This is a genomic window from Larkinella rosea (assembly GCF_003858635.1).
GTDB lineage: Bacteria > Bacteroidota > Bacteroidia > Cytophagales > Spirosomataceae > Larkinella > Larkinella rosea.
This window is the reverse complement of record NZ_RQJO01000007.1, coordinates 651,804-663,988: the sequence shown is the minus strand read 5'-3', so window position 1 is coordinate 663,988 and position 12,185 is coordinate 651,804. Positions and strand designations below refer to the sequence as shown.

The 12,185-nt window shown below is 49.4% G+C and carries 11 protein-coding genes; 6 read left to right on the top strand and 5 right to left on the bottom strand.

Annotation, left to right across the window (positions count from 1 at the left end; all coding sequences use genetic code 11):
• Positions 1–12: 12 nt before the first annotated feature.
• Complete coding sequence (locus EHT25_RS03035; protein WP_124870462.1) at positions 13–801, bottom strand: ParA family protein; 789 nt, start codon at positions 799–801, stop codon at positions 13–15.
• Positions 802–980: 179 nt separating this feature from the next.
• Positions 981–2,003, bottom strand: coding sequence for an SPASM domain-containing protein (locus EHT25_RS03030; protein WP_124870459.1), 1,023 nt, complete (start codon positions 2,001–2,003; stop codon positions 981–983).
• Positions 2,004–2,265: 262 nt separating this feature from the next.
• Here EHT25_RS03030 and EHT25_RS03025 point away from each other — a divergent pair, with 262 nt between their 5' ends.
• Complete coding sequence (locus EHT25_RS03025) at positions 2,266–2,619, top strand: hypothetical protein (protein ID WP_124870456.1); 354 nt, start codon at positions 2,266–2,268, stop codon at positions 2,617–2,619.
• Positions 2,620–2,820: 201 nt separating this feature from the next.
• Positions 2,821–3,357, top strand: a complete 537-nt coding sequence (locus EHT25_RS03020; RefSeq protein WP_124870453.1) for a ferritin — start codon at positions 2,821–2,823, stop codon at positions 3,355–3,357.
• Between the two features lie 155 nt (positions 3,358–3,512).
• On the opposite strand, the gene EHT25_RS03015 is transcribed toward EHT25_RS03020, so the two are convergent.
• Both EHT25_RS03015 and EHT25_RS03010 read right to left on the bottom strand, forming a co-directional pair.
• Positions 3,513–4,706 (bottom strand): MFS transporter, encoded by a 1,194-nt coding sequence (locus tag EHT25_RS03015; RefSeq protein ID WP_124870451.1) that lies wholly within the window; start codon positions 4,704–4,706, stop codon positions 3,513–3,515.
• 29 nt (positions 4,707–4,735) lie between these two features.
• Positions 4,736–6,721 (bottom strand): hypothetical protein, encoded by a 1,986-nt coding sequence (locus EHT25_RS03010; protein WP_124870448.1) that lies wholly within the window; start codon positions 6,719–6,721, stop codon positions 4,736–4,738.
• Between the two features lie 125 nt (positions 6,722–6,846).
• On the opposite strand from EHT25_RS03010, the gene EHT25_RS03005 reads away from it, so the two are divergent.
• The 3 genes from EHT25_RS03005 (at position 6,847) to EHT25_RS02995 (ending at position 9,998) form a co-directional block, all read left to right on the top strand.
• Entirely contained in the window at positions 6,847–7,980 is a 1,134-nt protein-coding gene (locus EHT25_RS03005; RefSeq protein WP_124870445.1) for an NAD(P)/FAD-dependent oxidoreductase, read from the top strand.
• A gap of 377 nt (positions 7,981–8,357) precedes the next feature.
• The gene (locus tag EHT25_RS03000; RefSeq protein ID WP_221622236.1) at positions 8,358–9,140 is read left to right on the top strand and encodes a ferritin-like domain-containing protein; all 783 of its coding nucleotides are present in this window, start codon (positions 8,358–8,360) and stop codon (positions 9,138–9,140) included.
• A gap of 15 nt (positions 9,141–9,155) precedes the next feature.
• Positions 9,156–9,998: a ferritin-like domain-containing protein gene (locus EHT25_RS02995; RefSeq protein WP_124870441.1), complete on the top strand. Its 843-nt coding sequence runs from the start codon at positions 9,156–9,158 to the stop codon at positions 9,996–9,998.
• A gap of 166 nt (positions 9,999–10,164) precedes the next feature.
• On the opposite strand, the gene EHT25_RS02990 is transcribed toward EHT25_RS02995, so the two are convergent.
• Complete coding sequence (locus EHT25_RS02990) at positions 10,165–10,626, bottom strand: Lrp/AsnC family transcriptional regulator (RefSeq protein WP_124870438.1); 462 nt, start codon at positions 10,624–10,626, stop codon at positions 10,165–10,167.
• A gap of 172 nt (positions 10,627–10,798) precedes the next feature.
• Here EHT25_RS02990 and ald point away from each other — a divergent pair, with 172 nt between their 5' ends.
• Complete coding sequence (gene ald / locus EHT25_RS02985) at positions 10,799–11,935, top strand: alanine dehydrogenase (protein WP_124870435.1); 1,137 nt, start codon at positions 10,799–10,801, stop codon at positions 11,933–11,935.
• Positions 11,936–12,185: the final 250 nt, after the last annotated feature.

Here is a 12,185-nt window from a genome sequence, read left to right as displayed (position 1 = left end):
TCGTGTTGGATATTATACGGTCTGATCCTGTGGCAACCGGCCATTTTTAATGAGAATTTCGCGGGCGAGATTCAAATAGCTGATGGCGCCTTTGCTGTCGGCGTCCTGCGCCAAAACCGGTAATCCGAAACTGGGTGATTCACTCAGACGAATGTTGCGCGGAATAATGGTGTTGAAAACCATCTGCTGGAAGTGGGCCGTTACTTCACCCACCACCTGATTGGATAACCGAACCCGTAAGTCGTACATCGTCAGCAGAATTCCTTCAATGGCCAGCGACGTGTTCAACCGCGACTGAATGATCTTGATGGTATTCAGCAACTTACCGAGACCTTCGAGGGCGAAATACTCGCACTGAACCGGAATAATGACCGAATCGGCGGCCGTCAGGCTATTGATGGTAATCAGGCCGAGGGAGGGTGAGCAGTCGATGATGACGAAATCGTATTCTTCTTTCACATCGTGCAAAGCCTCTTTCATTTTCTCCTCCCGGTTTTTGAGATTGATCATCTCAATTTCCGCCCCCACCAGATCAATGTGGGAAGGCAGCAAATCCAGGTTGGGAAAATCGGTTTGAATGATGGCATCACGGGTGCGAATGTCTTCGATCATGCACTCGTAAATGCTGTTCTCAATTTCTTTCGGATTATAACCCAGACCCGACGTGGAGTTGGCCTGAGGATCAGCATCGACAATCAACGTTCGAAACTCGAGAGCGGCCAGACTGGCGGCCAGATTGATCGTTGTGGTGGTTTTCCCGACGCCCCCCTTTTGGTTAGCAATGGCAATAACTTTACCCATGGGTTTGTTTGTTACAGACCCAAATATCCGCAGATGCTTATTCTAAAGCAAGGAACGTTTCACGGTTTTTTTGAAAATGTTTCACGGATAAAAAAACGCAGCCACCAATTCTTGGGCTAACCATCTGAGTGTCTATACCGTTACCTGCTGCGGTTTCCGGATATATTATTTATTTGTTATCAGGCCCAGACCTGCGTTCCCTCCGTGCAGTTTTTACACATTTCGATTCCGGAGCGCGACTGAATGAGGGTTTGCCGAAATTGCTGATACGGGCCGCTGTCCCACAATTGCGCAAACGTTTGTTCTTTCAGATCACCCAGCCGGTAATGAGCGTCCTTGTCGAAACAGCAGGGCACCACCAGACCGTCCCAGGTAATGACGCAGGAATGCCACATTTTCCAGCAATGGCCATCCAATGCGTTTTTAATGGCGTACGTCCCATCGCTGGTCTTTTCGTACCGGGAATATTTATCGATGGTCGGCATCAGGTCGGAGCCGTGTTCGAAGTCGTAAATCTGGGCGGTTTTCAATCCAACCTCATCCACGCCCAGTTCCCTGGCCAGTTGATAGACGTCGGCGATCTGGTGCTCGTTCGGTTTGACCACCAGAAACTGGAAAATGACGTGGGGCGTTTTCGACTTCAGCGCTTTTTTCCACTTGATGATGTTCTTCGTTCCTTCAATCACCTTGTGCAGCTTCCCTCCCACGCGGTATTGCTGGTAGGTCTCCTGCGTGGTGCCGTCGATCGAAATGATCAGCCGGTCCAATCCCGATTCCACGGTTTTTTTCGCGTTCGCATCGGTCAGGTAATGAGCATTGGTGGAGGTGCCGGTATAAATTCCTTTTTGGGATGCGTAACCGACCAGCGTTAAAAAGTCCGGATGCAAATACGGTTCGCCCTGAAAATAAAACGTCAGGTATAACAGGGTGTCGGCAATTTCGTCAATCGTCTGCTTGAACAGATCGGCGGGCAACATACCCGTCGGGCGTGTAAACGACCGCAAACCGCTCGGACATTCGGGGCAGCGGAGGTTGCAGGAAGTGGTTGGCTCAAACGAAATGGCAATGGGCGAACCCCGGTGAACCGCCTTTCCGGTCCACTTCGACTCGTAGTAACTCGACAATACTTTTAACGCATTCCAGGCACGCTTCGGCGTCACTTTCGAGAAAAAATTCAGGCCATCTACCAGATTACGATTCATGCGGATTCATCAAGATATGGAACAAAGGTAGCCGAAACCACCACGGATTGAACAACGTTCGGTCTGAAAAATGCGAACAAACCGCCCGGCATTTTCCAGTTCGCTGACGTTCAGACACTATTCACTACTTTCAATACGTTATTCAAATAAATTTATTTAGAATAGTTTCAAATTAATCTTGACACGTTTGCATTCCAATTGTACTTTTACGGAGTCAAACGCGTACTGGTTTGTTGTTCACTGTTTCTATTTTGTATCATCCGTGTCGAATACCCATCGTTTAACTGAATTGTTTGCCAACACCAAAGGCACGACCTATCAATGCGATACAACCAATCGGATTATCATTCAGTTCGGAGAAACACGGGTTTCGCTCCGGATTTCCGATTTTCTGACGTTCAAAAAGCGGGTTGATTCAGTGGATATTCATACCATGATTTTCAACACCGACGACGCCTACGACGTTGAAGTGATCGATGCGCCCCGCACGGGCCATCTTTTTGTGCTGGGTCTGTGTGATCTCATCGCCCTGCGCGACCTGCTGGCCGGTACCCGGTTTGTGCTCGACCTGAATACCCTCCTGAACGAACGGCTTTACAGCACGCTGGTTTTCTAGTTAACCGTGTAGTCAGTCTATTCTTTTCCCAAAAACCGCTTCGGGTTCGTTTTTATCAAACCTGCAATCGATTGAATCACTGCAATTAGACTGTTTCCAAATTTCTGAGGCTCAAAACTTTTTTCGGTTGAATTCAGTATTCTTGTAACAGAAAAGGAAATAATCCGCCCATCTGGTCAAGAACCAAAAACTGATAAAACGATGAAAGACTTGGTTAGAATGAGAACCTCGCTCAAGGAAGAAATCGAGCGAATCCTCAACGAACAAATAAAAATGGAAGCCCACTCTTCAGCTATTTATCTGGCAATGGCTGCCTGGTGCGACCGCAACGGTTTTGACTTTAGCGCTGGTTATTTCTATAAGCAATCAAACGAAGAACGGAACCACATGCTGAAACTGTTCAATTACGTTTCCGACATGGGTGGCCACGCCATTTCGCCCGAAATAACCAACGTTCCCCAAGATTTCGACGGTTTCCGGGATGTATTTGAACTGGCTCTTCAACAGGAAATTGCCGTTAGTAACTCCATCAACCGCATTGTTGGAACTGCCCGTCAGCTGAACGATTTCGCCACGGATCAATTCATGCAGTGGTTTGTGAAGGAGCAAATTGAAGAAGAATATGTGGCCCGTCGCGCCATCGAATTATTCGATGTGATTGGCGAAGAAGGCGTCGGTCGTTACATGATCGACAAAGCCATTCCGAAAATTACCTATGGCGATGTGGAAGCCCAGTAATTGAAGAACTCATTACTCATTATAGCTTACTATATTGACTGAAAAAACCCGGATTTAAACCATCCGGGTTTTCTTTTTATACGGCTGTTGAAGCCGAAATTAAGTTGAATCATTCTTTCTGTTAACCGAAATTAGGGCGAGAAATAAAAAGGAATTTAATTGGTTTTCCCCTTGACACCATAGCTCAGCGCAACCAGCACCAGGAGCAACGCCAGAAATCCTAAAGCGATGGAAAGTGAAAACTGTTGGGCGATGTAACCCAGCATGGCCGGGCCTGCCAGCATGCCGGTGTACCCAATTGTCGTAATGGCCGAAATGCTCACCGTCGGTGAAATACCGGGGAGACGGCCGGCTTCGCTGAAAAAAATGGGCACAATATTGGCTGCTCCGATGCCTAGCAGCACAAAACCAGCCAGCGCTCCGATTACCCAGGGGCTTAAAACCGCGATTCCCAAACCGGCAGCCCCAATCAAACTCCCGCCCACCACCACCGATTTGCTGTTTAACCGGGCCACAAGCCGATCGCCGACCAACCGCATCACGGCCATGGCTACTGAAAAAGCCGCATACCCTGCTCCCGCAAACTCCGGTTCAATGCCTTTGATGTCGCGCAGGTAGATGGCACTCCAGTCGAGGATCGCTCCTTCCGCCAGAAAAACCGCAAAGCACATGATGCCCAGAAACAAAACACTCCCCTGCAACCAATGAAACCGCTGGTTAGTCTGCGCCGGTTTTTCTGACCCCGAAAACCGGACAATCGCCTGCTGCTCAACGGAAGGCGGAAACAAGAATTTGAATTGAGTTAACGTGATGCCAATCATCAGCACCGCGATACTGACTGCGGCATGCACGGGATTGAGCCCCAGTTTGATCAAAAAACCCAAACCCAGGGAACCGAGCAGCCCTCCCACGCTAAACAGTCCGTGCATCGACGACATGATGGGCTTTCCGTACAAATTTTGCACCTGAACGCCATGCGCATTCATGGCTACGTCGATGGTTCCGACACACGACCCGAATATAAAAAGCGCCACCGCCATGGCCGGAGTCGAGGGCAGGATGAGTAGCAGGGGCAGCGCAATGGCTAAAACGACTGCGGCACTGGCCATGACGATGCGGCTGCCAAATCGGCCCACCAGCCAGCCCGAAATCGGCATCATCAACATAGCTCCACCGCCCAATAACAGCAGTAAAAAACCCAGGTTGGCGTCATTCAGCCCCAAACGGTCTTTTGCGTAGGGCACCATCGGAGCCCAACTCGCCATGCCCAGGCCACAAACCAGAAAAATCAGCTGAGTGGCTATTCGCGCTTTGGCTACGGCCTGCGCTGAAGGGGCGGCTATTCCCATCTTTTGTTGATTTCCGTAACTCATTCCATCTATAAAACCTGGTAAACCCGACAGACGCCGGGATCTAAAATCGGCAGCCGATCAACTTCATCCTGACCAGTTAGTGAATCCCTACTGGTGTCGAGCACCAATTCCAGACGATCTGCCACCTCAGTCGGTAGCAAAACAGGTTGAACGGACTCTTCCTGATTCAGATTAACCATAAAAACGTACCTCGGGTTGGCTTGCTGGGTCCAGGCGATAACCGGCTGAAAACCGGTCGGATCGAGCGGAATCAGCCAGCGAACGGGTTCTTCCAGCATTTCCGACCCAATTGTATCCGCCAAAAACCGCAGTTGTAACACCGTCCGGAATTGTTCGCCGTTTTGCCCCCAACGGAATGGGCCGTGCGTCACCTTATCGGTTTCGGAATCGTTCTGAATGCTGAACACGTATAATTTGCTGTATTCTTCATTCTTTCCCCGCCCTTCATGCCGGTTACGGACCTCAAACCCGAGCCCCACATAACTCGGTAAAGCGCTCAGAAATAAGGCAATAAAGTACCGGGTAATGTTCCCGGTTCGATAAAATACGTCGAAGCGCGGATCGTCCTTATCCGCCGTCATGACCGTGAAACTGGGCGAAAACCGGCGGTTTTGAGCCAGTTCAAGATACGATTGGAAGCGCGCCAGAAACTCGGACGAGTTAACAACTGTCGACTGCAAATCGCCCAGTGTGGTGTCGGCTTCAATCGCTTCCAGATGCGCTATTTCATCGCCGTACCCCATCGTGTCAGGTGGAGCCAGAAAAGTCTCGGCAAAAAAACCGAAGTAGAGAACGCCCTGCGTCTGAATATACCGTTTGATGGTCCGCAAGGGATCATAAAAATCGACAATCTGCTCGGGAACGCCATCGGGGCGCATTTGAACGTGCGCCATATCGCCCCGCATAAAATCAAAATGATACCGTTGCTGGCACTCGAAATAATGCTGGCAAACGTACGCCCAGGCTTCCGAATTGGGTTCGTCGAAATCCAGGGGGCCGGTATGATCGTCGGATTGGGTGTGGTAGAACTTATAACGGGTCAGCGGACCGAACACCCGTGACATGGGCTGCGGCTCCGAAAAACCGTATTCATACCATTTCTGGCCGTATTCATCGACCACGAACCGATCCGGTTTGCTGTACAGTCCCCGGTAAGGCGGCCCCATGGTCATCGGTACGGTTTCAAAACCGAGTTCCACCAGGTATTTAATCAGCGACAGCCTGCGTTTGAGCCGACCGTCGTAGTCACGAACTTCGCCAAAAAGGGTTTCGGGCGTAAACGGGATGTCACCGCTAAAATGCCAGTATTTTTCTCCCCACTGCCGAATGGCCTGTTTCACCTGGCCGCAAACCGCTTCGGAGGTATCGACCAGCACCGGACCTTCGCGACGAACCCACTCGAAAAGTTCGGGTTCACAAAGCACCATTTCCGAAAACCGGTCCGTGTGCGGAATCACGTCCATCCCTACTGTACGACCCATCAGGTGCAGCAGATTGACAACGATTTTCAGTTGTTTTTCGGGTGTATCCAGATGGGTGAGCACCTGATACAAGTCATCACTAAAAAACTCCGGATTGATGTTCCAGCTGATCATGCCGTACAGACTCCCCACCACGCCGGGTTCCCAGATCGGCAGTAAATGGATGCTGTTGTGAACGGCAGGAAGCGTCAAAACGTAGTTGACGACATTCCAGAACGTCCCGATCGTGCGGACATTAACTCCCGCCATTCGGGTCTTTTTCAGCCAGTTACCGTTCATCTGGCCCGCAACCGGGCTCGTCACCGTATAGGTTGGATCGAGTGCCTGCTGAACGGTGGCAAATCCAAAGCGCCCCGCCAGAATGTCCAGCGTCTGATACACCGGAAACCGAACCGCGTGCCCGGGCAACAAATGGGGAATGAACGACTGTCGACCGGATTGATAATCGTCGATATACGCGGCAAAATTCTGCTGCCAGTCGTTCTGGAAATCTTGAAACGTTGTCGACATGTCGCAAAGGTAGGACGGTTTTTCCAACTGTCCGCCGGTTGCTCGTTTTTGTTTATCCAACCGTGAAGTTTCGCTACATTTACCAAATTCCCTTTAAACTTAGCGACTGTAACTGGTCCGTCAGCATGGATGCTATCATCATTGGGGGCGGTTTGGCCGGATTGATCAGCGGACTGGAACTGGCGCGGGCCGGGCATTCGGTGACGGTAATCGAGCGGAAAACCTACCCGTTTCACAAAGTCTGCGGTGAATACGTTTCGAATGAAGTGCGACCTTACCTCGAATCGCTGGGCGTTGACCTGCAAACGCTGGGCGCGACGCACATTGACCGGTTTCAGTTTTCCGCTCCATCGGGCCGTTTGCTCGAAACCCAACTGGATATGGGCGGTTTTGGTCTCAGCCGGTATACCCTCGATGCCAGTCTTTATCAATTGGCTCAATCGGCGGGGGTTCGGTTTTTACTGGGGAAACAAGCTGAAAATGTACTATTTACGAACAATACGTTTTCGGTTGAACTCAATGATGGTCAGTCGATTACCAGCCGGCTAGTAATTGGTTCTTATGGAAAACGGTCAAAAATTGACAAGCAATTGCAACGGTCGTTTCTGCAAAATGCATCGCCTTACGTCGGCGTCAAATACCACATCCGAATCGATGCTCCTGCCAACACCATCTCGCTTCATAATTTCAGGAATGGCTACTGCGGGTTATCGTCCATCGAAGACGACAAATTCTGCCTCTGCTACCTGACGACACGCGCTGATCTGCGGGCGTTTGGCACCATTCCGGCGTTGGAACGAGCGGTTTTATTCCAAAATCCGCATCTGAAGCGGATTTATGAAAACGCGGATTTTCTGTATGAAAAGCCGGAGGTCATCAACGAATTTTCGTTCGCCAACAAACGCGCCGTCGAACAGCACGTCCTGATGGCCGGAGATTCGGCGGGCTTGATCACTCCGCTCTGCGGAAACGGCATGGCGATGGCCATTCACAGTGGCAAACTGTTAGGCCAGCTGTCTTCCAGTTATTTGAGAAACAAACGAACCCGTGAGCAACTGGAACAACGCTACGAAAAAGAATGGAAAAGCCGGTTTGCCCGTCGTCTTTGGGTGGGCCGGAGCGTGCAGCGGCTTTTCGGTGACAAGTGGCTTTCGGAAATGGCGGTTTTGGCTTTTGGTGCTTTTAAACCGTTGCTGCGCGGTGTTATTCAACAAACACACGGACCGGTTTTGACCAGCACACCATCCATTCCTGAGTAGCTAAAAATTCTGATCTTCCTGAAAAATTAGTTACAACCTGCCGCAAATCGTACAGAACTGCCTTCCACAGCCATTATTATCCGCCATGTTCCCCACCTGATTTGCGGATAAAGCCAAAAGGTTGGGAGGAGTAAAATTTTTCCGTATCCTGCAACTGCCTGGCCGGACGGTTTTCCGCATCGCCATTCAAACTATTTTTTTGCCAAAATTGGCTTCTACGCTTCAAATCAGGCCTTTAGGTATCCCGTTCCCTCGAATATCGGCCTTAATCAATATTTTTTCACCTTTCTGAAATCCAAAAACCGGGATGCGTCGTTCGTATGGGTGTCTTGAATGAAAATTCATTTATACACCCTATTAACAAATTCACTTTTCTTATGAAAGAATTAACAAGTACCTCTACCCCCAAAAAAGGACCGAGTGTACCCGCAATTCCATCGGTTGAACGCCGGATGTTTCTGCGTGCATTAGGGTTGACCACAGTTTCGGCGGCAGCTTTTATGACCGCTTGCCAAAACTCAATAAATGACATGTCTCCGGCTGCCAATTCCGGTGCGCGGGTTGGCGCAGACGGCGCCGTCAGTTTTGGAATGGGCAACATTGCTATTTTGAATTATGCCTACGCGTTGGAGCAGTTGGAAACCGCTTTTTACTACACGGTAGTTGAAAAAGGCACATTCAAAAATGATCCGACAACGGAGAAAATTTTCAAGGATATTCACGATCACGAGCTGGTTCACCGCGAATTTTTCAAAGTAGCGCTGGGCGGTAATGCCATCGGAGAACTGGAATTCGACGTGAGCAGCATCGACTTCAAAAATCAGCGCGAAGTATTGAACATCGCCCGCGTTCTGGAGGATACCGGCGTGGCTGCTTACAACGGTGTTGGGCCATATATCCAGTTGGGCTCGACTCCGGAGTCAAAAGCTGCTGCTTTGCTTTATCTGAATCTGGCCGGAAAAATTGTTTCGGTTGAAGCCCGACACGCATCGTTGATCAGCTCAATTCTCCAGCCAAATGGTGGTTTGTTTGCCGGTGATTATGTGGTTAATAACATGGGATTGGAAGCGTCGCTCACCATCATGGAAGTGTTGGGCCGGGCCGGCAAATACATCAAAACCAAGATTGACCCATCTAGTTTGATCTCATTAACCATGTAACCCCTTGAAGCTACTATGAATCTCTTTGGAATATTCTCTCAAATCGAAAAAGCCGATCCGGAAGCCGCTGATAAGTTTGCGCACTCACGTCGGAAAATGTTGAAAACCACTTCGGCAGCTGCCGCAACCACTTCTCTGTTCTTTGCTTCGGTGGTCAACAAAGCCTGGGCTGCGGACAGTGTTGGCTGTGCCGGTGATACCGTGGCCATTCTGAATTATGCCCTGACACTCGAATACCTGGAACGCGATTTTTACCGGGCCGGTCAATTCAAAAGCGGTCTTATTCCACCGGGCGCACGGCCTTACGTGGTGCAGATTGCCAAACACGAAGCCCAGCACGTTGATTTACTGGAAGGATTTTTAGGGTATAAACCGAATCAGATGCAGCCTAAATACAATATGGCTACGCTGGCTGCCGCTACGGCAGACTTCCCAACTTTCCTGACCTATGCCCAGGCATTGGAGGATACCGGCGTTCGGGCCTACAAAGGACAGGCGGCCTGTTTGCTGGAAGAAAATTCTTCCCTGTCAAAAACCGCCCTTCCAGTCGCTTTGCGGATTCACTCGGTAGAAGCCCGTCACGCAGCTGCGGTACGGTACATGCGGGGCCTGCGCGTTTGGCCGTCGATGGGTGAAAACGGAATGGAGCCTGATCCAAAAATCTACGCAAACGAAGACATGGGATCACAGGGGGGCGCTGATCTGGTTGGTTATTTCAATATGGATGCCAACAAGATGAAGTTGTATACGCCCGATAAAGCAGCCCGCTCGGTTTACGAAGCTTTTGATGAGCCGCTGACGAAAGACCAGGTACTGGCCATCGCCGGACCATTCTTTGCTCCTTCTGCTCCGATGTAATTAAATTTGGGGTGATTCTCTTGAAGCCGTTCAGCGTTTGCTGGGCGGCTTTCATTGTTTACAATCGTTCATTGAATTAACCGGATAAACCGTACCTGTATATATATAGGATGTCGGGGACATGACCCGTTAATAGGCAGGAGCCTGAGAAAAATTGAAACCGTTTTCAGACCGGGATCACCGTTGTATTTTTCACTTCCGACATGACAAAGAAGCTGCTGATGTTCAGAATGCCGGGAATGACCGATAGCCGTTCCTGGTAAAACCGGTTGTAATTTTCCATATCGTGAACAATAATTTTCAGCAGGTAATCGAACGAGCCTGAAACCAGATTGCATTCCATAATTTCCGGCAGTTGGGCGATGGCCCGGTCAAACTCCACAAAAGTGTCGCGGGTCTGTTTGTCGAGGGTGACATGGCAAAAAACCACCAGCAAATTCCCTAGTTTTTTCTTGTTCAGGAGCGTGACATACTTCTCAATAACTCCCTCCCGTTCAAGCCGCTTGATTCGTTCGTGGATGGGCGATTTGGAGAGATGAATGCGCTGACCAATTTCGTGAATGGTAAGTTGCGCGTTCTCCTGCATAAGAGCCAGAATTTGCCGGTCTATCTTGTCTACCAGAATCATAACGGATTTTTTTCTTTACAGAGCCATTCATTGGCTATGTTACCAAATTATTTCCTTCCATCCTACGATATTAAAACAGTATTTCCCGAATTGAGTTATAGAATCAGAAATAAGTTTGGCAATTGATACCTTTGTGCATTCGATTCGCCATCCATCACAACCACCCACTCAAATGGTCATTGGTGTTCCTAAAGAAATTAAAAATAACGAAAACCGGGTTGCGCTGACTCCCGCCGGTGTTGCCGAATTTCGGAGAGCCGGTCATACGGTTTATGTACAGGTCAATGCGGGTGTGGAAAGCGGATTTGAGGACGAGGAGTACATAGATGCCGGCGGCATTATGCTGCCAACCATTGAGGAAATCTACGGTATTTCTGAGATGATTATGAAAGTAAAAGAGCCGATTGCTTCGGAATACGAACTGATTAAAGAAGATCAATTGCTCTTTACCTATTTCCATTTTGCTTCTTCCGAAGCCCTCACGCACGCCATGATCGACCGTAAATCCGTTTGTCTGGCCTACGAGACAGTGGAAAAAGCCGATCGAAGTTTGCCCTTATTGATTCCGATGTCGGAGGTTGCCGGACGGATGGCGATTCAGGAAGGCGCTAAATACCTGGAAAAACCGCAGAAAGGCCGGGGTATCCTGCTGGGTGGAGTTCCGGGCGTAAAGCCGGCCAATGTACTGATTCTGGGGGGTGGCATCGTCGGAACGCAGGCGGCTAAAATGGCGGCTGGTTTGGGTGCCCACGTCACGATCATGGACATCAGCCTGAGTCGTTTGCGGTATTTATCGGACATCATGCCGCCGAATGTCGACACCATGATGTCGAACGAGTACGAAATTCGGGAAGCCGTCAAGACATCGGATTTGATCATTGGAGCGGTTTTGATTCCGGGGGCGAAAGCACCTCACCTGATTACCCGCGATATGCTGAAGCTGATGCGGGCCGGAACGGTTCTGGTGGATGTGGCGGTTGATCAGGGTGGCTGCATTGAAACCTGTACGCCCACCACGCACGAAAATCCGACGTATATTATTGATAATGTAGTGCATTATTGCGTGGCCAACATGCCGGGTGCCGTTCCCTATACCTCAACCGTGGCCCTGACCAACGCGACGCTTTCGTACGCACTGCAACTGGCCAACAAAGGCTGGCAGAAAGCCTGCCGGGACAATGAAGAGCTGAAACGGGGTCTGAATGTGGTCAATGGCAAAGTTGTTTACCAGGGCGTTGCCGATGCATTTGGGTTGCCGCTGGAAGATGTGAACGAATTGCTGCAAAAAGAAGAAGAAATCGGCTATTAAGCTACGATCGTATATATTCCGACTCCGTTAAGATTATACTTCATCAACACAATTTTAATTAAGGGTTTAGGAATAGAAACAACAAAGACACGGCCAGAATGAGCCGTGTCTTTTTATTTGATTAAATATCCATTAGTTGATTTACTTTAAATCTATTCTTACCCAAAAAGACTTCAATCATATAATTGAAAATTCACCCTTGATTTAGCAAGACATTGAAGAACAAATCATTCAACGGCTTTTACATAAC